The sequence below is a fragment of the Pseudomonas sp. RW10S2 genome, from assembly GCF_014268985.1.
GTDB classification, from domain to species: Bacteria; Pseudomonadota; Gammaproteobacteria; order Pseudomonadales; family Pseudomonadaceae; genus Aquipseudomonas; species Aquipseudomonas wayambapalatensis.
In genome coordinates this window covers 1-23600 of record NZ_JABWRO010000020.1, presented here as the reverse complement: position 1 = coordinate 23600, position 23600 = coordinate 1, and the positions used below count along the sequence as shown (strand labels likewise).

Here is a 23600-nt window from a genome sequence, read left to right as displayed (position 1 = left end):
CGCCCCGACAAGCTCGCCTCCACCGCGACTGGCAACAATCAGAAGAACCGCGTCACGCTGATCTTGGCGTTGCGCCCCTGCACCAAGGCATTCTCCCCCGACAGTTCAGGCCGGATGGCCTTGTTGAACAGGTTGTCCACGGTGAAGTTGACCTCAGTGCCTTTCAGATAGGCCTGCTGCGGCTTCCAGTTGGCGAACAGGCCGTGGATCTGGTAACGGCTGTTGGCAAACTGATCGTAGTAGCGGTCACCCAGCACGCTAGCCGGGCCGTTGTAGTACTTGTCGCTGGGCAGGCGATCGGTCTGGCGCACGAACTGCGCGGTCCAGCCGATCCGCGCATCCCAGGCGGGGATCTTCACGCCTAGTGTGGTGATCCATTTCGGCGCAGGAATATCCTTGGCCCACACGTCCGGGCCCCAGGGGTTGGTGTAGGCGCCCTGGTGACGGCCGGTGATCCAGGAGAACGACGCCGAGCCGAACAGGTAGGTCGAATCGTAGAAGCTCTCGACCTCGAAGCCCTTGATCACCACATCACCAATGTTGCGGTAGTTGGACATCAGCCCGCCGCCACAGGTGTTGGCGATGGTGCCGCCGGTGACCAGCTGTTGCGGGCAACCGATGCCGGTCGCCTTGAAGATCTCGTCTTCGATGTGATTGCGAAACAGTGTGGTGCGCACCTGGGCGCTGTCGTTGGCCAGCACGAGGTTGTCGAAGTCGAACACGCTGCCCACGCGCAGGGCGGTGATGCGTTCCGGGTCCAGGTTGCGGCTGGTGGCGGTGCGGCTGCCGCTGCCCTGGACTTCGTACTGCTCGTCCAGCACAGGCGCCCGCCAGGTCTTGCTGTAGTCGGCGAACAGGGCGGTGTTGGGGGTGACCTTCCAGAACACCGACAGACGCGGCGACCAGCCGCTGTAGGTCTTGTCGCTGTAGTCGTGGCCAGCGGCCGGGTTGTTGTACAGCGGGGCATCGTTGGGCTTGCCCTCGTTGGTCACCTGGTCGTAGCGCAGCGACGGGGTGATGGTCACGTCACCCAGGGTGATGGCGTCCTGCAGGTAGTAACCCTGGCTCTGCACCTTGCCGCTGGGCATGAAGTAAGGCTGGTAGTGGCCGTAGTTGTAGCGCGGCGTGTCGTAGATGCCGCCGGGCATCCACATCTGCGTGTCGCGGTCGTGGCGGCGCACTTGCACACCGGCAGTCAGTGCGTGCTCCAGCGCGCCGGACTCGAACAGGCTGGTGTTGGTCATGGCGAGCATGCGATCGCGGTACTCGGTGTCCATCTTGCGCCCGCCGGTAGCCGGCTGGAAGAACGCCGTGGCCAGGCGTTCGTCGGTCTGCTTGGTGTCGGAGTCGGAGTACTTCACCTCCAGGTCGACCCAACGGTTGTCGATCGGCTGATAGGTGTAGGTGGTCGACCAGGTGGTGTCGGTGGTGGTGCGGTTGGCCAGGAAGCGCTTGAGCGCAGCCTCGTAGCCGTACTTCTTGATGTCGGCCGCGGTAGGTGGCGTGGGGTAGGCGGTGGACGAGAACGGTGCCCAGCGTTCGCTTTGCGAGCGCGACCAGGAGAAGCCCAGGCTGTGTTCTTCGTTGAAGTGCACATTGCCCTTGAACAGCCCGCCGTCCAGGTCCAGGGCGCTGTTAGGCAGGCGCGTCGGGTTGATCGGGTAGCGGCCTTCCGGGTCGGGGATGTTGCTGGCCAGCTTCATGTCGCCGCCATCGCGCTTGGTCAGGTAGGCCAGGCCGTCGAAGCGGCCATCCTCGGTGCGGCCGAACAGCGCCGAGCTGTACACCTGCTGGTGGTCGTTGCTGGCGTAGCCGTACTTGATCATGGCGCCGCTGTTGCGGCCTTCCTGGAGCAGGTCGCCGGCGTCCTTGGTGGTCATGTTGACGCTGCCGCCGAAACCGCCATTGCCGGTCTTGACCGAGTGCGGGCCTTTTTCCACCTCGATGTGCTTGATCAGTTCCGGCTCGATGAACACCGTGCCTTGCTGGTAGCGTTCGAAGCCGCTCTTGGTGGCGCCGTCGACGGTCATCGGCACGTCTTCGGCGTCGCCCAGGCCCCAGATGTTGATGGTCTGCCCGCCCGGCTTGGCTGAGCCGCCCATGTTCACGCCTGGCAGGGTGGCGAGCACGCTGGGAATGTTGCTGGGCTGGTAGCGGTCGATCTGTTCCTGGTTGAGGGTCGAGCGTCCGACGTTCTGCGGTCCGATCTGCTGGCCGTCGCCGACGATGCTCATGGCGCCGAGCTGGATGCTGTTGTCGGCCTGTGGCTGCTCCTCGTTGAGCCGCACCACATAGGTGTTGCCCATGCGCACCATGCTGAAGCGGCTGCCGGCAAGCAGGCGGGCGATCGCATCCTGCGCCTCGAAGGCGCCCTGCAGGGCCGGGGCCTGGGCGTCGTGCAGGAGGGCTTCGTCGAACAGCAGCTGGACCTTGGCCTGTTGCGCCAGTTGGCTCAGCGAGCGCGCCAGCGGTTGGGCGGGCAGGTCGAACTGCTGCGGCGCGGCTTCGGCGCCCAGGCTGATGGCCAGGCACAGGGCGAGCAGGGTGGGACGAGTGGGCAAGGCTTTCAACGGACGCAACGCAGGCAACATGGATTCCCCCAAACGGCAAATGGCCGGAAAAAAGCCCGCCGTTCACGCGGCAGGCGGGGAGGAAGACGCGGCGTTGGGAAAAACCCTCACCTGCGAATGATAAAAATTCTCAAATTTATTTCGAGCGATGCTCGATGCGCAGGCGACCATCGCCGAGCAAGGTGGTTTTTACCGGGAGCAACGCGGGCAGGGCGGTGAGCAGAGCATCAGGATCGTGCACATCGAGGTTGCCTGAAACCTTGTAGCGGCCCAGGCTCGGGTCGGCGAGCAAAACCGGTTGCTGGCGGTACAGGCTCAGTTCGTCGATCAGGCTCGCCAGTTCACGGTTGCGAAAGCTCACGTGGCCATCGCGCCAGTCGGCCACCGGCTGTTCTCCGAGCTCCTGGCGCACCAGTGTGCCGCGCGCCGGATCGTAGGTGACGCGCTGTCCGGCGCCGAGCAACAGCGCAGGCTGATGTTCGCCCGAAGTCTCGAAGGCAACCTGGCCGTGGGCCACGCTCAGTGCCAGCTCGCGGTCGCCACGGCGCAGGTCGAAGCCGGTGCCGACCACGCGCACGCGGGCACTGCCGGCATCGACGAACAGCGGGCGCTCCTTGTCGGGTGCCACTTCGATGTACAGCTGGCCGTGTTCGAGGCGGATCAAGCGTTGTTCGGCGGTGAAATCCAGGCGCAGGCGGGTCTGGGCGTTGACGAACAACTGGCTGCCATCAGGCAGGCGCAAGGTGCGCATGCTGTTGCTGGCCGCCAGGCTCTGGTGCATCGGTGCGGCGGTGCTGCCCAGGTTGCTGGCCAGCACCGCGCACAGCAGCGCCGCAGCCACCGCCAGGGCCGGACGCCAGCGCGGCGCCCGACGAACCGGCAGGGCGATGGGCTGGCTGGCCTGCTTGAGCGCCGCCAGGTCGTCCCACAGCTGTTCGAACTGGCGATAGGCGCGCGCATGCTCCGGGTGCTGGATCCACAGGGCGAAGGCCTTGCGTTCCTCACGCGACGGCGTATTGCGGTTGCGCGTGAACCAACTGGCCGCCTGAGCGTCGATCGGGCGCTGGTCGATGTCGTCGATATGGTTCATTACGGCTGCTCCCTGCCATTGTCACTGTCCAGCCGTTGCTTGCATTGCAGCAGGGCGGCGGCGATGTGCTTCTCGACCATGCTTACGGAAATGTCCATGCGTTCGGCGATCTGCGCCTGGGTCAGGCCTTCGAAGCGGTGCAGCATAAGGGCTTCTCGCCGCCGCGGCGAGAGTTCGGCGAGCACTTCGCGCAATTGTTCGAGGCGTTGCGCCTGTTGGGCGTGGTCGAGCGGGTCGTTGTCGGCTGCAGCCTCGTCGCTGGCCTCTGTTTCGAGCGCGGCGTGGCGCACCTTCTGCCGCCGCCAGTGGTCACTGAGCAGATTGCGCGCCATCTGGAACAGGAAGGCGCGGGGTTGCTCGACCTTGGCGCGGTCGCGGTAGCCCAGCCACTGGGTAAATACATCCTGGGTCATGTCGGCGGCATCGCTGGCATTGTCCATGCGCTTGCGCAGGAAATGCAGGATCTCGGCATAGAAACCGCGGCAGGTGTCCTGGGTGGCTGGGTCGGGCTTGAGGCGCTGCATGCACGCTTTCCGGGCTGGCCTGGGAAGGAAAGGGTGTGGATCTTATCGAGAATTATTTACATTTGCCAGATTGTCTCGCATGAATTCTCAGTGACGCCGGGCCTGGGCCAGTGGCACGGGCAGCGCCAGCTCCGCGGCACCCAGGGGGTGGCTGGAAGCATCGAAAAAATGCAGTGAGGTGTCAGGAATGTCGGCGAAGCGGTCGGTGAAGTGCTGTTTCTGGTTGAGAATCGAGGCTTCGTTGAGAGGGCGGATGGCGATGCTCAAATGTTTGGGACGAGCCTGGTGAATGGCGTGCAGCAGGTGGTGGTCGCTGCTGTCCAGATGTTGCCCGAACAGGCACAGGCCCTCGTGTTCCCGGGCCAGTTGGCCGAGGCTCCAGGACAGGTAGTCGGAGTGACGAATCGCCTGCAGTTTCTGTTCGCTGCGGCCTTCGTTGATGAACAACGGCACCTCGCCAGGAATGTTCACGGCGAAGCCGTCGAGCAACTCGCTGCCCTTGGCGCTGCGTTGGCGCGTGCTGCCGTCTGGCAGCTTGAGCAGGTGCATACCCCCGTGCAGATGCAGCACCCGCGTGCCTTCGCCGCGGGGGCGGCGCACGTCGAAGAAACCTTCATCATCGAACAGCGGTGCGAAACCTTGCGGGGCATGTTCGATGGCCCATGGCAGGATCAGGTCGTAGTTGCTGGTGTAGACGTTGCGGTATTGGCGCAGTGCGGCGTTGATCGAGGCCAAGGTCGCGCTCGACAGCAGTGCGTGCGGTGGGTGCACGGTCCGGGTCGCGTGGATCAGCGCTTCCTTGATCGAATAGTAGCGGTTCAGCGGTGCGGTGGCGTTGATCGCCAGGGCCGCGTTGGCGCGCACCGTGGTATTCAGGGTGCTCAGCACCGGCTCGAACAGTTCGGTGCCCAGCGACTTGAATAGCGCCTGGTCGCTGATTGCCAGGCCGGTCTTGCGACCGGCGCGCTGCGCCTGTTCGAACAGCGAGAAGTAGCCGAACGGCTTCCACAGGACCCGGCTGGCGCCATTCCCGACCAGCAGGGCGGTACAGGGGTGGCGGTCGTTGAGGTCGGGCCACTGGGCCAGCTGGGAATCGAGAGAGGGCATCGCGTATCCGGGGGCAGGGGGGAACGCGGGGGACTTTAGCATGTCATCGAAGCTGTGAGAGGCTTGCATCTCCAAGGAACCAGCCGCGCAGCATCCTCAGCAGGCGCGGCTCAAGAGGATCGATGAATGCGTATACCTGTACTTCCTGCCGTGGGCCTGGCTCTGTTTCTGTCTGCCGTGACCGCTGGCGCCAGCGATGGTCCCTCCCTGGCCAAGGCCCAGCATGTGCCCCACCCGGCGGTGATCGCCCACCGCGGCGCCTCCTTCGATGCTCCCGAATCGACCACTGCGGCCTACCTGCTGGCCCGTGAATTGGGCGCCGACTATCTGGAGCTCGACCTGCAGCGTACGAGAGACAACCATCTGGTGGTGGTGCATGACGACGTGCTGGCGCGCACCAGCGATGTCGCCGAGCGCTTCCCCGAGCGGGCGAAAAGCCCGGTCAGCGACTTCACCCTGGCTGAGCTGAAGTCGCTCGACGCTGGTAGCTGGTTCAACAAGGCCTATCCGGACCGAGCCCGCGATTCGTTCGGCAAGCTGCAGATCCTGACCCTCGACGAAGTGATCGATATCGCCGAAGGCAATCCCGAGCGTCATCCGGGGCTGTACATCGAGACCAAGGTGCCCAAGCAGTTTCCTGGCATCGAGCAGCAGCTCAAGGAAAAACTCCAGGCCCGTGGCTGGCTCGACAAGCCGGGGCGGGTGATCCTGCAGACCTTTGATCGCAACAGCCTGGCGCTGCTGCACCAACAGATGCCGCAAGTGCCGAAGATCCTGCTGCTGTGGATTGGCAAGGGCAGCATCGAGCCCAAGTCGGGCAAGGATTTTGCCGACTCCGGCGAGCACGACAAGGCGGCGTTCTACGCCCGCCAGGAACCCAAGGATCGTGAAGAATTCCTGCGCTGGCTCGATGCGGCGAAGGCCGGTGGTGCCATCGGCACAGGCCCGTCTGCGGTGCGCAGCAACCTGGGCGAGCAGAGCTATGCCGACCTGATCCAGCCGTGGATGAACCAGGCCAGCCACGAGCGCGGGCTGCTGGTGCATGTGTATACCCTCGATGACCGGGTGGATTTCGACAAGGCGATGAAGGCGGGAGTGGATGGCATCTTCACCAACCGGGCCGGGGAACTGCTGCGTTTCTACGGGCGTACGCAGGTGCCGGTCGAAGCTCAGTTGCTGAAGAAGCTGGGGTACTGATCACGCTTTTGGCTCTGCGCTGCGCTCCCGGTTACGCCACACCCGATAGGCGCGGATTCCTGCGCGGACCGAGCCGAACAGCAGCGTGTCTTCCATCTCCCGCGCCATCCCCGAGCGCACCAGCATGCGCAGGAAGGTGCCACGGGCGCGGGCGATGGCGAAGTGCACGCCTTGTGCTTGCAAGGTGTCGCGCACTTCGCGCAGGGCGGCGATGCCGCTGACATCGATGCTGGTCACGGCCTCGGCATCGAACAGCACAGCCTTGGGTTCAGGCTCGCGCTGCAGGGCTTCGAGCAAGCGCATCTTGAAGTAATCGGCGTTGAAGAACAGGATCGCGTCATCGAAGCGGTACACCACCAGGCCCGGTACGGTGCGTGCGTCCTGGTGCTGGCGTACGTCGACCTGGCCTTCGATGCCCGGTACCCAGCCGAGCACGGCGTCGGTGGGTTGGTAGATGGTGTAGAGCAGGCGCAGGATGGCCAGGGTCACGGCAAAGACGATGCCCGGCAGCACGCCCAGGCCGAGCACGCCGATGGTAGTCAGCAGGCACAGCCAGAACTCGAAGCGGCTCAGACGACGGATCTTGCCCAGCGACTTCACGTCGATCAGGCCCCAGCCGGCCATCAATAAAACGGCACCGAGAGCGGCCTGGGGGATCCAGGCCATGGGTGCGGTGAAGAACAGCAGGATCAGCGCGATCACCAGCGCGGCGATGATGCCCACCAACTGGCTCTTGCCACCGACCATGTCGTTGACCGCGGTGCGCGAGTCCGCTCCGCTGATGGCGAAGCCTTGGGAGATGCCGGCGGCGAGATTGCTCACGCCCAGGGCGACGAACTCGTGGTTGGCATTGATCGCGTAGCCATGCCGCGCGGCGAAACTGCGCGCGGTGAGCATGGCGCTGCAGAAGCTGACCGTGGCGATACCCAGGGCATCGCGCAGCAGGCTCTTGGTTTCGGCCAGGTTGCTCTGTGGCCAGGCCAGCTCCGGGATGCCCGCAGGCACCGGACCGAGGATCGCCACACCGAAGCGATCGAGACCGAACAGCCCTGCGAGCACGGTGAACACTGCCACCGTGACCAGGGCGGCGGGCAGCCTCGGGTAGCGCCTTGGCAGCCAGATCAGCAGGGCCAGGCCGCCGAGCCCGATGGCCAGGGTCAGCCAGTGGATTTCACCCAGGCGCTCGAGGAAATTGATCAGGCTGAGGATGAAACCGTCACCTTCGATGCTGAAGCCAACCACTTTGGAGAGTTGCCCGGCGATCAGGCTCAGGCCGATGCCGTTGAGGTAGCCGATCAGGATCGGCCGCGAGAAGAAGCTGGCGATGAACCCGGCGCGGGCCAGACCCGCCGCGATCAGCATTACTCCGACCAGCACCGTGACAATGACCGACAGCTCGGCGATGCGCTGTGGGTCGCCCATCGCCAAGGGCGCCACGGCCCCGGCGATCATCGCGCAGGTAGCGGCATCGGGGCCGACCATCAATTGCCGCGAACTGCCGATCAGGGCGTAGACCATCATCGGTAGCACGCAGGCATACAGACCGTACTGCGGTGGCAGGCCGACGATCTGCGCGTAGGCAATGGCGATCGGGATCTGGATCGCTGCCACCGAAAGGCCCGCCTGCAGGTCGGCGTGGAACCACTCGCGACGGTAGTGCAGAAGGTTGGCCAGGCCGGGCAACCAGCGGGAAAGAAACATGAGCAGTCCCTTGGAAATGTCTCTGGGTAGAGTAGGCGATATGCACCCGAAGCCGTCTCGCTTGCAAGCGAAATCCGGCTGCGCATTCAAGCCAATCGGCAAGGGAGTGGCCATGGGCCAGATCAATGGAAGATGCAGAAACGAAAAAAGAGCCGACGGCTCTTTTTACGGGCGCTGAAACCAGGGGGTTCAGGCGAGGAATCTGGAGCGGGTAGAGGGAATCGAACCCTCAACTAAAGCTTGGGAAGCTTTCGTTTTGCCACTAAACTATACCCGCTTCGCAGCGCGACTTTTTACCAGAACCCAAGCCTCATGAGAAGCCCAGGGTTGTAAAAAAGCCTGTCGACGACCTGAGCCGGCGGCTGACGGTCACAGGTCGCCGGACCGCTCAGATGGCCAGCGCATGCTGGTCCTGCACGTAGGTGTAGCGTTGGCGAGGCTCGCGTGCCGGCTTGAGGAAACCAAGTATCGCGCTGCGGGTGTCCTCGCAGGCGGTCTTGTGTTCCATGTCCAGGAAGTGGCCGGCATCGCGAATCACGCTGAACTGGCTCTTGCCCACATGGCGACTGAACTGCCGGGCATCCTCGACGGTGGTGTACTCGTCACGCTCGCCGTTGATGAACAGCACCGGGATGTCGATATTGCGCGCTGCCTTCAATGCCCGCTCAAGATCATGATCCAGCACCTGGTTGATGTGGAAGTGCATCTGTGCGTACTCGTGGCTGTCCAGGCTGCTCACGTGACGGTAGTTGAAGCGCTTGAACAGCGACGGCAGGTGCTTGCCAATGGTGTCGTTGACCAGGTTGCCGACCTGATAGCGGTCGCAGGCGGACAAGTACTGGCAGCCGCGCTCGAGGTAGTCGCGCATCGGATCGTTGATGACCGGCGAGAACGAACTGACGATCGCCTTCTTCACCAGGCGTGGCTGGTGCGCCAGTGCCAGCAGCGTGCACGCGCCGCCCCAGGAGAACGACATCACGTGATCGGCACGGAAGTGCTCGACCAGCTCCAGCAGAATATGCGCCTCGGTCTCTTTCGTCAGCAGACGTTCCTGGCGGTTGTGTGGCTTGGACTTGCCGGCATAGGGCTGGTCGTAGAGCACCACGTTGAATTGCGGATACAGATTGCGCACCGTCTGGGCAAAAGACGCCGTGGTGGCCAGCGAGCCGTTGATCAGGACGATCGTCTTCTCTGCCGTTTCCGCGCGATAGAACTCCGTGTAAACCCGGTACTGACCTTGGATATCAAGTACAGCGATTTCTGGCCTCATGTCATCGACTCCTGGCGCAAAAAGGGCACTCGCGTCATCTAGTGGCCTGCCCAGTCGTATCGATCGCTCGAAATGGCTGCGCAGAACCCTAGGGTGCACGTCCTATATGACAGGTAGGCATTCGCCTTGAAGTGAAACCGGGGGGCCCAGTGCCGATCCCGGTTGCGCGGGTCGACGGGTATTGTTGTTGGCGGGCGATCTGCCGTGCCCCAGGGCATCGAGACCTTGGGTGGCCGGCAAAAGGCGTCTTGGACTCCATGAGTGACCGATGAGTCACATGAAGACTGACGAATTGGATTCAAGCAGCAGCGTGCAGATCGTGCAAGTGCCGCTCGGGGGATCTTTTGCGCAAAACCGCTGGGCGGTCGTTCTGGCGGTGCCCATGGGCCTGGGCCGGGGTTGCATCGCGGGTGTTTGCCCGCGATGCACTTTCAGGCAGTTGCGGTGGGCGAATCAGAGTGCGCCGAACACTTTCTTGGCCAGGCTCGTCGCGGCCTGTGCCGGGTTCTGGCGGATACTCTGTTCTTGCTTGGCAATCATCTCGAACAGCCCGTCCAGGGCTTTTTCGGTCACGTAGTTCTCGATATTGGCGTCATCCTTGATCAGGCCCAGCCCCTTGGCCTGGCCGGCGAAGCTGTTGTACTGCTGGGCCAGGCCGACCTTGTCGGTGGCCTGCTTGACGATGGGCAGGAACTTGGCGCGAATCTGCTCGCGGCTGCTCTTGTTCAGGTACTGGGTGGCCGAATCCTGGCCACCGCTGAGGATGCCCTTGGCGTCGGTCACGGTCATCTTTTTCACCGCATCCACGAGAATCGCCTGGGCTTGTGGCACGGCAGCTTCGGCGGCCTTGTTCATGCTGGTTTCCAGGGCGTCGACCTGATCGCCCTTGCCAAACATCTTCATCGCCTTGGCGGCCTTGCCCAGGTTGCCGGGCAGTTCGATGCGCACGTCCGGGTTGTTGTTGAAGCCGCCGGGGGTGCTCAGCTGTTTGACGGCGATCTGCGCGCCCTGAGTCAGAGCGTCCTTGAGGCCGGCGGAGGCGTCGCTCTGGGACAGGTCGCCAAGCGACAGGGCCAGGGCGCTGGCCGACAGCAGCAGGCCGGCGCACAGGGTGGTGAAGCGCAAGGAGGAGCGAATCATGAAGACTTCCTTATGGGCAGAAATGAAGCGGGATCAACGTACTTGATCGACCTTGATCCGCACAGGTTGCGGGTCGCTGCCGTCGAGTCGGACGCCGTGGTGTTCGGTGTTGATGAACAGCAGCTTGCCATCGAGTTCGATGCGGGCGCTGACGGCGTAGCGATGGCCCGGCTGGACCTTGGCCGGATCGTAGCTGAGCTGGAACGGCAGTGGCACGTTGCCCTTGACCGGCCCGGTCTGACTAGCGAGGGTGACGGCCGGGGCGTCCATCAGCGAGACGTCCTGCAGGCTCACACTGAGCGTGGCGGCCGGGGGCAGGGCAATGCGTTGCAGGTAGAAGACTTCGCCTTCCAGACTGGCCTGGTGCGGCGTGGTATGGCTGGAGCAGGCTGTTAGCAGGGTGGCGCAGCACAGCGTGAGAAGTTTTTTCATGGAATCTCCGCAGTCCTTGGCGTGGGCTTGTGGCCGACCACTGGGACTTTAGCGCAATGGCGGGTGGGGAAGGAAATCTGTCCGGTGCTCGGCACGCTGCTCGGAACATTTGCCGCGCCGGCCTTTTCGCGGGCAAGCCCGCTCCCACAAAATTTTGCAGGGGGGGGGGCTTGCCTGCGAAAAGGCCAACTCTGGATCAGACGATAGCCTGTTCTGCGGTGTCGTCCCTATGCAGCGCCACCTGTCGGATCGACAAGCGCAGCTCCGCCGACAGCACCCGCTTGGCGACGCCTTCGGCCAGCTCGGCGAGTTTGTCGTGGTAGCCAAGCTTGCCATTGCCATCCGGCAGCAGCACGCCTTCGTGCACCAGGGTCTGGATGAAGTGGCGGAACAGGGTCTTGTCGAAGAACTCCGGGGCATTGAGCCCATGCAGGATCGACAGGCGCTGGGCCATCATCACGCACAGGTCTTCCAGTTCCTCGGCGTTCAGGCTGTGCTGGCCACTGTTGAGCAGCAGCGAGGTGGCCATGTAGAAACGCTGTAGCGTCTGGGTGATGGCGCGGGCCAGCAGAGTGAGCAGCACGAACTGGCGCGAGCTCGGCGCCGGACGCAGGTACACGCCGTTCTCGAAGCGCAGCAAGCCTTGCCCGACCAGCGCGCCCAGCCATTGGTCGATGGCCTCGTCGAGTTGCTCCGGTGTCCAGCGCAAGAACAGTTCGGCCTGCAGGTAGGGGTACAGCGCCTGGACATATTGCCCCACCAGTTCGCGACTCATCCGCGAGCTGCTGAGGAAGAAACTTGCCAGCAGCGCCGGCAGGGCGAAGATGTGCAGGACGTTGTTGCGGTAATAGGTCATCAGCACCGCATTGGCTTCGTCCAGATAGAGGATGCGCCCGAGGGCGTCCTTCTGTTCGGCCAGCAACTCCATGCCCCTGACATGTTCGATCAGCGCCTTGCCGTCACCTTCGGGCAAGGTCACGTGGCTCGAATAGGGCACTTGGCGCAACAGGGCCAGGTAGAGGTCGAGCACGCGAACCAGGGCGCGTTCGTCGAGGGCCAGGCGGCTGGTCGAGAGCAGCGCCAGGGCCACCAGGTTGACCGGGTTGATGGCTGCCGCCCCGTTCAGGTGCTGGGCGACCGTCTGGCCCAGGCGGGTGGTGGTGTCGTTGAGCCAGGCCGGGCGGAACTGCGGGGCAAGGTCTTGCTCGCGCCAGCCTGGTTGCTGCTGGTCCAAAAACGCGCCCAGGCGGATCGGTTCGCCGAAGTTGACGTAGACCTGGCCGAAGCGCTGCTTGAGGGCGCCGATGACCTTGAAGATGTCGAAGATCGACTCTTTCTTCTTGCTCGCACCGCGCAGCTCACCCAGGTAGGTACGGCCTTCGAGCACGCGTTCATAGCCGATGTAGACCGGCACGAAGACGATCGGCGTGCGCGAGGAACGCAGGAAGCTGCGCAGGGTGATCGCCAGCATGCCCGGGCGTGGCTGCAGCATGCGCCCGGTGCGCGAGCGTCCGCCCTCGACGAAGTATTCCACCGGGAAACCCTTGGTGAACAAGGTGTGCAGGTACTCATTGAACACCGCGGTGTACAGCGGGTTGCCCTTGAACGTGCGGCGCATGAAGAACGCACCGCCCCGGCGCAACAGACCGCCGATCACCGGCATGTTGAGGTTGATGCCGGCAGCGATGTGCGGCGGCGTCAGGCCATTGCGGAACAACAGGTACGACAGCAGCAAGTAGTCGATGTGGCTGCGATGGCACGGCACGTAGATCACCTCGTGGCCCGGTGCGATGCCTTGCACCTGCTCGATGTGGTTGACCTTGATGCCGTCGTAGATCTTGTTCCAGAACCAACTCAGCACCACTTCCAGGAAGCGGATCGCGGTGTAGGTGTAGTCCGAGGCGATCTCGTTGCCGTAGTGCAGCGCCTTGGCCTCGGCCTTGGCGTAGGGGATCTTCTCGCGCTCGGCCTCATCGCTGATCGCCTGGCGCACCAGCGGGTCATGGACCAGGCCTTTGACCAGGTTGCGCCGGTGCGAGATGTCCGGCCCGATCACCGCGGTCTTCAGGTTGCGAAAATGCACGCGAAGCAGGCGTTGGGCCATGCGCACGGTGCGTTCCTGGCCCTTGTTTTGCTGCACCAGTTCACGCAAGTGGATCGGCGCGGAGAACTGCACGCGGGTCTTGCGACCAAGGATCAAGACACTGAGCAGGCGGCGCAGACGACCGGTGACCGCCCAGCTGTCGGCGAACAACAGTTTCCACGGGCTGGATTCGCTGGCCGGGGTCTGCCCCCAGAACACGCTGACCGGAATGATCTGCGCATCCTCTTCGGCATGCTCGCCGATCGCCTCGATCAGGCGCTCCAGGGTGGGGGGCGCGCCGCGTTTGTCCTGGCGGCCTAGCCAGTCCGGGTCTGGCGTGAGGTAGAAGAACGCCGCAGGTTCGTGCAGCGGTCCGACGGCAACGGGCAGTATGGGGCGTGGCAGCCCCGCCTTGGTGCACTCGCGGTCGACCACCGCCAGATCAGTGAGCGACGGCGAGGGCAGGGCATAGAACACCGGGCGGCTGCGGTCGAGCTTGAGCGTCAGCGAGGACTGGTTGATGGTTTCGGAGCGCACCCACAGGTAGAGCACGCGACGCAGGGCGCCGAAGATCAGGCGGCGCAGGGGGGAACGGGTCATGGGGTGTTTGCCCTGGAAAATGTATCAGGTGATATACCAGCAAGTTAGGCTGCTGTATCTGCATAAGTTCAGCAAAAATCGTCCATCCACAGACCCGTCATCAATTTTTTTTGTTCTCTGTCATATACTCGGTCCGCACCTTGCAGGAAATTTCCTCAAGCAGTGTCGGCACAGGGAGGAGACCCTGTGCCTGCAAGGCGATCTTCAAAATAAAAATCCGGAGTGTTTCAGATGTCGTCTCGTGAGACTGGGAATGTGAAGTGGTTCAACGATGCCAAGGGTTTTGGCTTCATTCAGCGCGACGGGGGAGCGGATGTGTTCGTCCACTATCGTGCGATCCGCGGTGAGGGGCATCGTACCCTGGTCGAGGGACAGCAGGTGGAGTACTCCCTGGTGCAGGGCCAGAAAGGCCTGCAGGCAGAGGACGTGGTCGGTCTCTGACACGTAGTCGGCACGCTTCAAGCTGCAGGTTGTCCGTGGAACTTGCAGCCTGATGCGAGCTTTTTCAGCTGGTGCGCCAGGTGATTTCCTCTTCACCGTCGGCGCTGATGCGGATCCAGCGATCGGCATCCTCTTCACCATCTTCCTCGACCCAACTGCCCGGCGCGCAGCGCACTTCGACCTCGAGCGCAGCGAAGGCGGCACGGGCGCAAGCAACGTCATCGGCCCACGGTGTCTGATCGCTTTCCAGGTACAGGCTGTTCCATTTCCCTACAGCCTTGGGTAACCAAGTGACCGGAATGTTACCGGCTGTGCACTTGAAGGTCTGGCCTTTCTGTTTCCATTCGCTGCATGGGCCCAGGGCCTGGGTCAGCCAGTCGGCGATCTGCTTGTGATCGACGTCGGCGTCCTTGAGGTAGATCTCGATATCGGGTTGGCGCATTTCAGGGCTCCGGGTGTGCTCAGTCTTGGCGCACGAAATAGTCATAACGCATGGAAACCGTGACGTCGAACGGCTCAGGCTGCTCGATCACGCGGGCACGTTTCTCGGCGCTGGCGCGCCAGCCGTGCGGGGTCATGGCCAGCAGGTCCGCGCGGGCTTTGGCCTCGCTCAGTGTCAGGGTGAACTCGAGCACCTCGCCGTGGGCGTGCTGCATGCCGTCCGGGACCAAGGCCAGGTGCTTGTCGTCGGCGTAGTGGCGCACTTCATCGTAGAGCATCTGGCGCAGCTCCATCAGGTGGCCGCTGGTCGGTCCGACCCGCATCAGGCCGCCACCCGGGGCGAGCAGGCGCTTGGCTTCGGCCCAATCCAGCGGGCTGAAGACACTGGCGATGAAGTTGCAGCTGGCGTCCGCCATCGGCACGCGAGCCATGCTGGCGACCATCCAGGTCAACTGCGGTGCGCGGCGGCAGGCCCGCTTGACCGCCTCGCGGGAGATGTCCAGGGCATAGCCGTCTGCCGTAGGCAGCGCCTGGGCGATCTGCGCGGTGTAGTAACCCTCGCCGCAGCCGATATCGAGCCAGGCGCTGGGCTGGCGTGCTGCGGCCAGTTGCGCCAGGCGCGCGGCCACCGGGGCGTAGTGACCGGCGTCGAGGAAATCGCGACGAGCCTCGACCATGGCCTGGTTGTCGCCCGGGTCGCGGCTGTTCTTGTGCTGCACCGGCAGCAGGTTCAGGTAGCCCTGGCGGGCGCGGTCGAAGCGGTGGCCGGCAGGGCAGGCCACACCGTTGTCGAGCTGCGTCAGGGGCGCCTGGCAGAGGGGGCAGGCAAGCATCAGGCGAGCAACCGCACCAGGGTCTGGTAATAGATTTCGGTCAGCAGGTCCAGGTCGCTGGCCAGGATACGCTCGTCCACCTGGTGGATGGTGGCGTTGACCGGGCCCAGTTCGACCACCTGGGTGCCCAGGGTGGCAATGAAACGGCCATCGGAAGTGCCGCCGCTGGTGGACGGCTGGGTGTCGCGACCGGTGACGGCCTTGATGCTCGATGACACCGCATCGAGCAGTTCACCCGGTTCGGTGAGGAACGGCAGGCCGGACAGCGCCCAGTCGATCGACCAGTCCAGCTGGTGCTTGTCGAGGATTGCCGCCACCCGCTGTTGCAGGCCTTCGACAGTCGACTCGGTGGAGAAGCGGAAGTTGAACAGCGCGACCAGGTCGCCCGGGACCACGTTGGTGGCGCCGGTGCCGGAGTTGAGGTTGGAGATCTGGAAGCTGGTCGGCGGGAAGAAGGCATTGCCCTCGTCCCAGTGCTCGGCAGCCAGTTCCGCCAGGGCCGGCGCGGCCAGGTGGATCGGGTTGCGGGCCAGGTGCGGGTAGGCCACGTGGCCCTGCTTGCCGCGCACGGTCAGCTTGGCGCCGAGCGAGCCGCGACGGCCGTTCTTGACCACGTCCCCGAGCAGCGTGGTGCTCGACGGCTCGCCGACGATGCACCAGTCCAGGCGCTCGTTGCGGGCCTTGAGCAACTCCACCACGGCCTTGGTGCCGTGATGCGCCGGACCTTCCTCGTCGCTGGTGATGAGGAAGGCAATCTTGCCGCGGTGGTCGGGGTGATCGTTCACGAAGCGCTCGCTGGCGATGACCATCGAGGCCAGGCTGCCCTTCATGTCGGCAGCGCCGCGGCCGCAGAGCATGCCGTCGGCGTCGATCAGCGCGTCGAAAGGCTCATGCTGCCATTGCTGCACGGGGCCGGTGGGCACCACGTCGGTGTGACCGGCGAAGCACAGCACCGGACCGTCCTGGTTGCCATGGGTGGCCCAGAAGTTGTCGACGTCCTCGAAGCGCATCGGCTCGAGCTGGAAGCCGACGGCACCCAGGCGGTTCATCATCAGGGTCTGGCAGTCGGCATCGACCGGCGTCACCGAGGGGCGACGGATCAGGTCGCAGGCCAGTTGAAGGGTAGGCGAGAGCTCGGCTGGGGCCGTCATGGGGGACTCCGGGGCAAGGCAAGGCGGGAAATCTGAGGGGCGTTATCTTATATCAAATGATTTCAGGCTTCACGGCCCATTCGCCGGCAAGTCGCAGCGGCGAATGGGCTGCGAAGCAGCCCGGCTACATCAGGCCTGCTGCGGTTCGGCGGCCTTTTCTCCAGGCTTGGGCAGCGACGACAGCAACGCCATCACCAACGCCGCCAGGTACGGCAGCGACTGCACCAGCAGCATCGCTACCCAGAAGCGCATGTCGGAGCTGGGCAGCCCCTGCACCAGGTAGATCCCGGCTGCCGCGCTCCACAGCAGCAACATGATGAACAGCTCTTCGCGCGCCTCGGAGATCGCCACCAGCACGCCATGGCTGTCGGCGTTCTTCGGGGTGCGGAAGAACGGCATGCTGCTGGTGAAAAAGCCGTACAGCACCGCCTTGGCGATGGTGTGCGACAACGCCAGGCCCGCCAGGGCGGCGGCGAAGGCGTCCTTCATGTTGACTCCCACCGCACGGCGATAGAGGAACACGATCTTGCCGACCTTGAAGAAGAACAGCGCCAGCGGCGGGATGGCAAAGATCATCAGCGGTGGATCGACGCGATGCGGCACGATGATCATCGCCGCCGACCACAACAGTGCGCCGACGGTGAAGAAAATGTTCATGCCATCGGCGATCCATGGCAGCCAGCCGGCCAGGAAGTGGTAGCGCTGGCCACGAGTCAGCTCGCTGTTCTTGCCGCGCAGCAGGGCGCCGGCGTGGTGCTTGATGATCTGGATCGCACCATAGGCCCAGCGGAAGCGCTGTTTCTTGAAGTCGATGAAGGTGTCTGGCATCAGGCCCTTGCCGTAGCTGTTGTGGGCATAGGCGGCCGACAGGCCCTTCTCGAATACCCGCAGGCCCAGCTCGGCATCCTCGCAGATGCACCATTCGGCCCAACCCAGCTCTTCGAGCACGCTGCGTCGAGTCATGGTCATGGTGCCGTGCTGAATGATTGCGTCACGGTCGTTACGGGTGACCATGCCAATGTGGAAGAAGCCCTTGTATTCGCTGTAGCACAGCTTCTTGAAGGCGCTCTCGTGCTGGTCGCGGTAGTCCTGCGGCGACTGCACCACGGCGATCTTCGGATCGGCGAAGTGCGGCACCATGTGCTTGAGCCAATTAGGGTCGACGCAGTAGTCCGAGTCGATCACCGCGATCACTTCGGCATCCTTGGCGGTGTGCGGGATCAGGTAGTTCAGTGCACCCCCCTTGAAGCCAGCCAGCGGGGCCACATGGAAGAACCTGAAGCGCTCGCCGAGCTTCTCGCAGTGGGCCTTGAGCGGCTCCCACACGGCCGGGTCCTTGGTGTTGTTGTCGATCACCAGCACTTCGTAGTCGGGATAGTCCAGGGCGGCGAGGGCATCGAGGGTCTGTTTCACCATCTCCGGTGGCTCGTTGTAGCACGGCACGTGCACCGAGACCTTGGGTCGGTAGGCGCTGTCGCCTTGCACCGGGAGGAATTCGCGTCTTCGCTTGTGAATCCATACAGCCTCGGCCAGCTCGTGGGCCTCGGTGAGCAAGACGATGAACACACCGATGGCGCCGAGGGCCAGAAGCAAGCCTACGGTCAGGCTGAACCAGGTGCTGTACTGCTGGCTGTAGTCGTAGGCGATCCACACCAGCACCGATCCGCAGAGGAAAGTGATGAAGGTCAGGAAGGTGCGTCCGCGTTGGCGCAGCGCCGAGCCGTCGATCAGCAGCACGGTCAGTGCGATCATCGCCAGCACCACCGAAGCCACGGCCAGGGCTCGCCATTGTGGAATGGCCACCACTGGCCCTTCGAAGTTGAATTTCTGCTGGCGTTCGGCGTTGAACACGCCCCAGTACGCGCCCACTGAGCCTTCGTCGCTGGCTTTCCAGGGCTGGTCGTAGGCTTCGATCACGAAGTAGTTGAAGCCGCGGCGGTTCAAGGTGTTGACCAGGGTGCGCAGGTAGATCGCCTGGTCGGCCTGGGTCGCATCGGCGCCGCCGCGCATGCGGCCATTGCTCGGCCAGCCCACTTCCGACAGCAGCAAGGGTTTGCGCGGGAACTGGCGCTTGAGGTCGCGGGCCCGGTCGAGCACGAACTGGATCGAATCGCCCACCGGCACGAACTCCCAGTAAGGCAGGATGTGCGCGGCGATCAGGTCGACGTGCTTGGCGAGTTCCGGGTGCTCTTTCCAGATGTGCCATTGCTCACTGGTGGTCACAGGTACTTTGACTGCGGCCCGCACCCGATCCAGGTATTTGATCAGTGCCTCTGGCGTGATTTCTTCCCGGAACAGGGCTTCGTTGCCTACCACCACACGCACCACGCTGCGCGAGCTGTTGGCCAAACCGATGGCTTTTTCGATCTCGCGCTCGTTGCGCTCCAGATCCGTACTGATCCAGATGCCCAGGGTCACGCGCAGGCCCAGCTCCTCGGCCAGGTGCGGAATTTCCGCCTGGGTGCCTTCAACGGTGTAGATGCGGATGTTGTCGGTGAGCTTGCTGAGTTGCTCCAGGTCCTGGCGCATCTCGTCTTCGCTGGGGTACTGGCCTTTTTGCGGGCTTTCACCGAGGCGGAAGGGCGAATAGGAGAAACCGGAGATCTGCTCTGGCCAGGCTGGGGCCGATACCGGGCGGTTGATCAGCGCCCAGAAGCCGGTGAACAGCGCGGCAATGGCCAGCACCACCACCAGGTTGAGACCGAATTTGCGTGATGACATAGGTGATTCAGTTTCCGAGGAAGGGAGCGGGAAGCGAGCGCCGTGGATCCCGCTCTGTTGTCGTCCAGATCTGCTTGTTTGATAAGACATTAAAGCAGGATTGGTAGGCTGTTTCCTAATGAACGCGCGCTGCGCGAAGAGGAGCATCATGTCGACAAGCCCTCACCGGCGTGTCCGCATGGCATATAATGCGCGCCGGTTTTTTCGGGGTATGAACATGAGCACAGAAGATCCACGCTTTGCCGGTGTCGCCCGGCTGTACGGCGATGACGGCCTGCAACGTCTGCGTCAGGCCCACGTGGCGGTCGTCGGCATTGGCGGTGTGGGTTCCTGGGCGGCAGAAGCCCTGGCGCGCAGTGGCGTGGGCGAAATCAGCCTGTTCGATCTGGACGATGTCTGCGTCAGCAACACCAATCGCCAGGCCCATGCGCTGGAGGGGCAGGTGGGGCGCTCGAAGGTCGAGGTCATGGCCGAGCGCCTGCGCGCGATCAATCCGGCCTGCACCGTGCATGCGGTGGCTGACTTCGTCACCCGTGACACCATGCTCGAATACATCACCGAGTCGCTGGATTGTGTGATCGATTGCATCGACAGCGTGCAGGCCAAGGCCGCGCTGATCGCCTGGTGCCGGCGGCGCAAGATTGCGATCGTCACCACCGGGGGGGCGGGCGGACAGATCGATCCGACCCAGATCCAGATTGGCGACCTCAACAAGACCTTCAACGACCCACTGGCGTCGCGGGTACGTTCCACCTTGCGCCGGGACTACAACTTCTCGCGCAATGTCAGCCGCAATTATGGTGTGCCTTGCGTGTTCTCCAGCGAACAACTGCGCTACCCCAAGGGGGATGGCAGTGTGTGCCTGCAGAAGAGCTTCGTGGGGGAAGGCGTGCGCCTGGATTGTTCGGGGGGCTTCGGCGCGGTGATGATGGTGACCGCGACCTTCGGCATGGTGGCCGTGAGCAAGGCCGTGGAGAAGCTGGTGGCTGGCGCGCGGCGGCCGTCGGAGCGGGTCAAGGCGCAATAAGCGCCAAGCAGGCGCTTTCGACTCAAGGGCTGGTTACCAACTCCGCCATCTGTAGCAACACCGCATGCAGCCCATTGCTGCGTGAGGGCGAAAGCTGTCGCTCCAGTCCAAGTTGCGTAAACCACTCGCGCAGGTCCAGCCCGGCCAGATCGTCGCTGCCCAGCCCCTGCACCCGCACCAGCAGCAACGCCAGCAGGCCGCGCAGCAGCCGGGCATCGCTGGTTGCCTTGAAGCGCCACTGTCCGTCGACCTGCACAGCCACCAGCCAGACCAGGCTTTCACAGCCATGCACGCGGTTGGCGTCGGTCTTGTCAGACTCGTCCAGTGGCTCCAGGCGATCACCCATCTGCATCAACAGGCGCGCACGCTGCTCCCAGCCTTTTGCCTGGGTGAAGGTGTCCAGCGCCTGCTGGGCTGCTTCGGGCAGGCTCACCGCAGCAGCTCCAGACCCTGGTCGAGCGCATCGAAGAAGCGCTGCAGGTCGTCGCTGTCGTTGTACAGCCCCAGCGAAACGCGGATCGCGCCTTCCAGCCCAAGCCCCTTGAGCAATGGCATGGCGCAATGGTGCCCGGCGCGCACTGCGATCCCTTGTTCGGTCAGCAGGTGGGCGATATCGGCGTTGTGCACGCCGTCGATGACGAAGCTGGCCAGTGCGCTCTGTGGGGTGCCGAGGATGCGCACGCCTTCGCGGTCGGCCAGGCCGCGCACCAGGTGCTGGTGCAGGCTGGTTTCGTGGGCCGCCACGGCCGCGGGATCGAGGCTGGCGAGGTAGTCGAGGGTCGCGCCCAGGCCGATCACGCTGGCGATCGGCGGCGTACCCGCCTCGAAGCCCAGTGGCGCGGGACGAAAGCTTGACTCATGGTAGTCGGCCAGTTGCACCATCTCACCGCCGAACTGCCAGTGTCGCAGCCGTGCCAAGGCCTCTGTGCGGCCATAGAGCGCGCCAACCCCGTCCGGGCCATACAACTTGTGGCTGGAAAACACGTAGAAATCGCAGCCCAACTGCTGCACGTCGTGGCGGCCATGAACCACGCCCTGGGCGCCATCGACCACGCTCAAAGCGCCTTGGGCGCGGGCATGAGCAAGCAGCGCAGGCAATGGCTGCCAGGTGCCGAGCACGTTGGACAACTGGCTCAGCGCGACCAGGCGTGTGCGCGGCCCGATCAGTTGCAAGGCGTGCTCGAGGTCGATCCGGCCATGCTCGTCCAGCGGCAGCACCACCAGACGCAGATTGCGGCGCTGCGCCAATTGTTGCCAGGGCAGCAGGTTGGCGTGGTGCTCCAGTGCGCTGACGGCGATTTCGTCGCCGGCTTCGAAGCCATGCTCCAGACCGTAGGCCAGCAGGTTGAGCGCCGAGGTGGCGCCGTGGGTGAAGATGATCTGCCGGGAGTCAACGGCGTTGAGCCAGGTGGCAACCTTGTCGCGGCTGGTCTCGAATGCCTGGGTCGCCAGCGCACCGGGCAGGTGCTGGGCGCGGTGCACATTGGCTGCACCATGGCTGTAGTAGTGGCTCAGGGCGTCAAGCAGGGCCTGGGGTTTCTGCGTTGTGGCGGCGCTGTCCAGGTAGGTCTGATGCTGCCGTTGCAGGGCGGTGATGGCGGGAAAGTCGGCACGCCAGGGGGAGGGCTGGAACATGATCGCGGGGCCTGGAATGAAAATCGGGTCTGGCGTAGTGCCAGACCCGATCTTAACATCTCAAGCACCGAGCGTCCGCTGATCGCGGGCAAGCCCGCTCTTGCAGCGGCCTGCAAAGTCCTCAGTTGTGCGCGTGCAGCGCCTCGTTCAGCTCGATGGCCGACTTGTGGGTCTTGCACTCCACCGCACCGTTGAGCGAGTTGCGGCGGAACAGCAGGTCGGTCTGGCCGGCCAGGTCACGGGCCTTGACCACCTTGACCAGCTCATTGTGCTCGTCGAGCAGGTTCACCTTGGTGCCAGCGGTGATGTACAGGCCGGCTTCGACGGTGTTGCGGTCGCCCAGGGGGATACCGATACCGGCGTTGGCGCCGATCAGGCACCCTTCACCAACTTTGATGACGATGTTGCCGCCACCGGACAGGGTGCCCATGGTCGAGCAGCCGCCGCCCAGGTCCGAGCCCTTGCCGACGAACACGCCGGCCGAGACGCGGCCTTCGATCATGCCCGGGCCTTCGGTGCCAGCGTTAAAGTTGACGAAGCCTTCGTGCATGATGGTGGTGCCTTCGCCGATGTAGGCGCCCAGGCGCACACGGGCGGTGTCGGCGATACGCACGCCGCTCGGGACCACGTAGTCGGTCATCTTCGGGAACTTGTCCACCGAGAACACTTCCAGCAGCTCGCCCTTCAGGCGTGCTTCCAATTGCTGCTCGGCCAGTTCGGCCAGGTCGATGGCGCCCTGGTTGGTCCAGGCCACGTTCGGCAGCAGTGGGAAGATGCCGGCCAGGGAAACACCGTGCGGCTTGACCAGGCGGTGCGACAGCAGGTGCAGCTTGAGGTAGGCCTCGGGGGTGGAGGTCAGCGCACCGTCTTCGGCGAGCAGGGTGGCGACCAGTGGCTTGTGGCTTTCGGCCAGGCGGGTCAGCAGTGCGTGCTGGATGGCATCCACGCCCTTGACCGCGTCGGCGAGCTGGGCGGCCTGGGCCGGGCTGAAGGCGATCGCCTGGTTGCCGCCTTCGTAGCCGAGGATCGGGGTGATGGCCGCGACCAGCTCGCTGGACGGGTTGAGCAGGGGCTGAGCGTAGAAGACTTCCAGCCAGGTGCCCTGGCGGTTCTGGGTGCCGACACCGAAGGCCAGGCTGAACAGAGTGGTGGACATGCGGTTACCTCGTACTGAAATGGATTGACAACGGGCGGCTCACTGCAGGGCGGCCGCGTACAGATCCGGTTTGAAACCCACCAGGGTCTTGTCGCCGAGGTCGAGGACCGGGCGCTTGATCATCGACGGCTGGGCGAGCATCAGCTCGACGGCCTTGGCCTGGTCAAGGCCGGCCTTTTGCGCGTCGTCGAGCTTGCGGAATGTGGTGCCGGCGCGGTTGAGGATCTTTTCCCAACCGTGTTCGTCGCACCAGCGGTTCAGGCTGTCACGGTCGATGCCCTGGGTCTTGTAGTCGTGGAAGTCGTAGCCGATGGCTTTTTCCTCGAGCCAGGTACGCGCTTTCTTCATCGTGTCGCAGGCCTTGATGCCGTAGAGAATGTAAGCCATTGAACGTCAAGGGTCGTCGGAGCTTTCCGGGCCGACCCCGCAACTCCTCGAAAATTGGGGTGGGCAGGATTATGCGGTAACTCTCGGCACCGCG

The 23600-nt window shown here is 63.9% G+C and carries 20 protein-coding genes and 1 tRNA gene; 3 read left to right on the top strand and 18 right to left on the bottom strand.

The window, feature by feature from the left end; genetic code table 11:
* Nucleotides 1-38 precede the first annotated feature (38 nt).
* The 4 genes from HU729_RS06905 to HU729_RS06890 all read right to left on the bottom strand — a co-directional run bounded on the left by HU729_RS06905 (nt 39) and on the right by HU729_RS06890 (nt 5291).
* Nucleotides 39-2591 (bottom strand): TonB-dependent receptor, encoded by a 2553-nt coding sequence (locus HU729_RS06905; protein ID WP_186709290.1) that lies wholly within the window; start codon nt 2589-2591, stop codon nt 39-41.
* 115 nt (nt 2592-2706) lie between these two features.
* Nucleotides 2707-3660 carry a FecR domain-containing protein gene (locus tag HU729_RS06900; protein WP_186667260.1) on the bottom strand — a complete coding sequence of 318 codons (954 nt, stop codon included), beginning with the start codon at nt 3658-3660 and terminating at the stop codon, nt 2707-2709.
* On the bottom strand, nt 3660-4184 hold the full coding sequence (locus tag HU729_RS06895; RefSeq protein WP_186667259.1) for a sigma-70 family RNA polymerase sigma factor: 525 nt from the start codon (nt 4182-4184) through the stop codon (nt 3660-3662). Before HU729_RS06895 ends, HU729_RS06900 begins: the two co-directional genes overlap by 1 nt.
* An 87-nt stretch (nt 4185-4271) precedes the next feature.
* The gene (locus HU729_RS06890; protein ID WP_186709288.1) at nt 4272-5291 is read right to left on the bottom strand and encodes a DUF4917 family protein; all 1020 of its coding nucleotides are present in this window, start codon (nt 5289-5291) and stop codon (nt 4272-4274) included.
* A 126-nt stretch (nt 5292-5417) separates the two neighbouring features.
* Here HU729_RS06890 and HU729_RS06885 point away from each other — a divergent pair, with 126 nt between their 5' ends.
* Nucleotides 5418-6488 carry a glycerophosphodiester phosphodiesterase gene (locus tag HU729_RS06885; RefSeq protein ID WP_186709286.1) on the top strand — a complete coding sequence of 357 codons (1071 nt, stop codon included), beginning with the start codon at nt 5418-5420 and terminating at the stop codon, nt 6486-6488.
* On the opposite strand, the gene HU729_RS06880 is transcribed toward HU729_RS06885, so the two are convergent.
* From HU729_RS06880 to plsB, 6 genes are all read right to left on the bottom strand, one after another.
* Nucleotides 6489-8189, bottom strand: a complete 1701-nt coding sequence (locus tag HU729_RS06880) for a SulP family inorganic anion transporter (RefSeq protein ID WP_186667256.1) — start codon at nt 8187-8189, stop codon at nt 6489-6491.
* Between the two features lie 203 nt (nt 8190-8392).
* Nucleotides 8393-8466 (bottom strand) — tRNA-Gly (locus tag HU729_RS06875).
* Nucleotides 8467-8577: 111 nt separating this feature from the next.
* Nucleotides 8578-9459, bottom strand: coding sequence for an alpha/beta hydrolase (locus HU729_RS06870; protein WP_186709284.1), 882 nt, complete (start codon nt 9457-9459; stop codon nt 8578-8580).
* Between the two features lie 453 nt (nt 9460-9912).
* Nucleotides 9913-10599: a DUF4197 domain-containing protein gene (locus HU729_RS06865; RefSeq protein WP_186667254.1), complete on the bottom strand. Its 687-nt coding sequence runs from the start codon at nt 10597-10599 to the stop codon at nt 9913-9915.
* Between the two features lie 33 nt (nt 10600-10632).
* Nucleotides 10633-11031, bottom strand: coding sequence for a YbaY family lipoprotein (locus tag HU729_RS06860; protein ID WP_186709282.1), 399 nt, complete (start codon nt 11029-11031; stop codon nt 10633-10635).
* A gap of 196 nt (nt 11032-11227) precedes the next feature.
* Nucleotides 11228-13714, bottom strand: a complete 2487-nt coding sequence (gene plsB / locus HU729_RS06855) for a glycerol-3-phosphate 1-O-acyltransferase PlsB (protein WP_186709280.1) — start codon at nt 13712-13714, stop codon at nt 11228-11230.
* Between the two features lie 231 nt (nt 13715-13945).
* Between plsB and HU729_RS06850 the strand changes: the two genes are divergently transcribed.
* The gene (locus HU729_RS06850; RefSeq protein WP_065862298.1) at nt 13946-14155 is read left to right on the top strand and encodes a cold-shock protein; all 210 of its coding nucleotides are present in this window, start codon (nt 13946-13948) and stop codon (nt 14153-14155) included.
* A gap of 64 nt (nt 14156-14219) precedes the next feature.
* Here the strand turns inward: HU729_RS06850 and HU729_RS06845 are convergent, their stop codons facing one another.
* From HU729_RS06845 to HU729_RS06830, 4 genes are all read right to left on the bottom strand, one after another.
* Complete coding sequence (locus tag HU729_RS06845) at nt 14220-14597, bottom strand: hypothetical protein (protein WP_186667251.1); 378 nt, start codon at nt 14595-14597, stop codon at nt 14220-14222.
* A gap of 19 nt (nt 14598-14616) precedes the next feature.
* On the bottom strand, nt 14617-15429 hold the full coding sequence (locus HU729_RS06840) for a putative RNA methyltransferase (RefSeq protein WP_186709270.1): 813 nt from the start codon (nt 15427-15429) through the stop codon (nt 14617-14619).
* Nucleotides 15429-16580: a succinyl-diaminopimelate desuccinylase gene (dapE, locus tag HU729_RS06835; protein ID WP_186667249.1), complete on the bottom strand. Its 1152-nt coding sequence runs from the start codon at nt 16578-16580 to the stop codon at nt 15429-15431. Before dapE ends, HU729_RS06840 begins: the two co-directional genes overlap by 1 nt.
* Before the next feature lie 129 nt (nt 16581-16709).
* Complete coding sequence (locus HU729_RS06830; protein WP_186667248.1) at nt 16710-19301, bottom strand: glycosyltransferase; 2592 nt, start codon at nt 19299-19301, stop codon at nt 16710-16712.
* 217 nt (nt 19302-19518) lie between these two features.
* On the opposite strand from HU729_RS06830, the gene tcdA reads away from it, so the two are divergent.
* Nucleotides 19519-20328, top strand: coding sequence for a tRNA cyclic N6-threonylcarbamoyladenosine(37) synthase TcdA (tcdA, locus tag HU729_RS06825; protein WP_065862293.1), 810 nt, complete (start codon nt 19519-19521; stop codon nt 20326-20328).
* Between the two features lie 22 nt (nt 20329-20350).
* On the opposite strand, the gene HU729_RS06820 is transcribed toward tcdA, so the two are convergent.
* The 4 genes from HU729_RS06820 to HU729_RS06805 all read right to left on the bottom strand — a co-directional run bounded on the left by HU729_RS06820 (nt 20351) and on the right by HU729_RS06805 (nt 23506).
* Nucleotides 20351-20761, bottom strand: coding sequence for a SufE family protein (locus HU729_RS06820; RefSeq protein WP_186667247.1), 411 nt, complete (start codon nt 20759-20761; stop codon nt 20351-20353).
* On the bottom strand, nt 20758-21963 hold the full coding sequence (locus tag HU729_RS06815) for a cysteine desulfurase (RefSeq protein ID WP_186667246.1): 1206 nt from the start codon (nt 21961-21963) through the stop codon (nt 20758-20760). The genes HU729_RS06820 and HU729_RS06815 overlap by 4 nt, the downstream gene beginning before the upstream one ends.
* Before the next feature lie 121 nt (nt 21964-22084).
* Entirely contained in the window at nt 22085-23119 is a 1035-nt protein-coding gene (gene dapD / locus HU729_RS06810; protein WP_186709269.1) for a 2,3,4,5-tetrahydropyridine-2,6-dicarboxylate N-succinyltransferase, read from the bottom strand.
* Nucleotides 23120-23158: 39 nt separating this feature from the next.
* Complete coding sequence (locus HU729_RS06805) at nt 23159-23506, bottom strand: ArsC family reductase (protein ID WP_186667244.1); 348 nt, start codon at nt 23504-23506, stop codon at nt 23159-23161.
* Between the last annotated feature and the right edge of the window lie 94 nt (nt 23507-23600).

Bases quoted from the DNA above. Each gene is read 5' to 3' on its own strand.
- HU729_RS06905 (WP_186709290.1), bottom strand. From the start codon at position 2,591: ATGTTGCCTGCGTTGCGTCCGTTGAAAGCCTTGCCCACTCGTCCCACC.
- HU729_RS06900 (WP_186667260.1), bottom strand. From the start codon at position 3,660: ATGAACCATATCGACGACATCGACCAGCGCCCGATCGACGCTCAGGCG.
- HU729_RS06895 (WP_186667259.1), bottom strand. From the start codon at position 4,184: ATGCAGCGCCTCAAGCCCGACCCAGCCACCCAGGACACCTGCCGCGGT.
- HU729_RS06890 (WP_186709288.1), bottom strand. From the start codon at position 5,291: ATGCCCTCTCTCGATTCCCAGCTGGCCCAGTGGCCCGACCTCAACGAC.
- HU729_RS06885 (WP_186709286.1), top strand. From the start codon at position 5,418: ATGCGTATACCTGTACTTCCTGCCGTGGGCCTGGCTCTGTTTCTGTCT.
- HU729_RS06880 (WP_186667256.1), bottom strand. From the start codon at position 8,189: ATGTTTCTTTCCCGCTGGTTGCCCGGCCTGGCCAACCTTCTGCACTAC.
- HU729_RS06870 (WP_186709284.1), bottom strand. From the start codon at position 9,459: ATGAGGCCAGAAATCGCTGTACTTGATATCCAAGGTCAGTACCGGGTT.
- HU729_RS06865 (WP_186667254.1), bottom strand. From the start codon at position 10,599: ATGATTCGCTCCTCCTTGCGCTTCACCACCCTGTGCGCCGGCCTGCTG.
- HU729_RS06860 (WP_186709282.1), bottom strand. From the start codon at position 11,031: ATGAAAAAACTTCTCACGCTGTGCTGCGCCACCCTGCTAACAGCCTGC.
- plsB (WP_186709280.1), bottom strand. From the start codon at position 13,714: ATGACCCGTTCCCCCCTGCGCCGCCTGATCTTCGGCGCCCTGCGTCGC.
- HU729_RS06850 (WP_065862298.1), top strand. From the start codon at position 13,946: ATGTCGTCTCGTGAGACTGGGAATGTGAAGTGGTTCAACGATGCCAAG.
- HU729_RS06845 (WP_186667251.1), bottom strand. From the start codon at position 14,597: ATGCGCCAACCCGATATCGAGATCTACCTCAAGGACGCCGACGTCGAT.
- HU729_RS06840 (WP_186709270.1), bottom strand. From the start codon at position 15,429: ATGCTTGCCTGCCCCCTCTGCCAGGCGCCCCTGACGCAGCTCGACAAC.
- dapE (WP_186667249.1), bottom strand. From the start codon at position 16,580: ATGACGGCCCCAGCCGAGCTCTCGCCTACCCTTCAACTGGCCTGCGAC.
- HU729_RS06830 (WP_186667248.1), bottom strand. From the start codon at position 19,301: ATGTCATCACGCAAATTCGGTCTCAACCTGGTGGTGGTGCTGGCCATT.
- tcdA (WP_065862293.1), top strand. From the start codon at position 19,519: ATGAGCACAGAAGATCCACGCTTTGCCGGTGTCGCCCGGCTGTACGGC.
- HU729_RS06815 (WP_186667246.1), bottom strand. From the start codon at position 21,963: ATGTTCCAGCCCTCCCCCTGGCGTGCCGACTTTCCCGCCATCACCGCC.
- dapD (WP_186709269.1), bottom strand. From the start codon at position 23,119: ATGTCCACCACTCTGTTCAGCCTGGCCTTCGGTGTCGGCACCCAGAAC.
- HU729_RS06805 (WP_186667244.1), bottom strand. From the start codon at position 23,506: ATGGCTTACATTCTCTACGGCATCAAGGCCTGCGACACGATGAAGAAA.